This is a genomic window from Vibrio sp. 704 (genome assembly GCF_033339295.1).
Window position 1 is genome coordinate 1 of the sequence record NZ_JAWOUH010001068.1, and the last position, 507, is coordinate 507.

General features: G+C 48.7%; 1 protein-coding gene. It reads left to right on the forward strand.

Annotated elements, in window-relative coordinates; all coding sequences use genetic code 11:
• The coding region (locus tag R7R24_RS30685; protein ID WP_318120712.1) for a BCCT family transporter at window positions 1-507 on the forward strand (507 nt) is incomplete at both ends.

A 507-nucleotide genomic window follows, 5' to 3' on the forward strand; every position in this document is an offset into this window, starting at 1 on the left:
CGCGGTATCGACGGCGGCGTAAAAGTGATCAGTAACATCAACATGGTTGTAGCGTTTTTGCTGCTTATCCTTGTTGGTTTGATTGGCTGGGCGGCGAGTTTAGGCTCGATCCCAACAACATTAATGGCGTACGTAGAAAACATCATTCCATTGAGTAACCCGTTTGGTCGTACCGACGAAGCTTGGTTCCAAGGCTGGACGGTATTCTACTGGGCTTGGTGGATCTCTTGGTCACCATTCGTTGGTATGTTCATCGCTCGCGTTTCACGTGGCCGTACAGTACGTGAGTTCATCACCGCGGTACTGATTGTTCCGACGGTAGTCACCGTGGTTTGGATGTCGGTGTTTGGCGGTCTGGCGATTGATCAAGTCGTCAACAAAGTAGGCGAGTTAGGCGCAAACGGTCTGACCGACGTATCACTGGCAATGTTCCAAATGTTTGATGTGCTGCCATTTGGCAACATATTGTCAATCATTGCTGTAGTTCTGGTATTGGTATTCTTTATC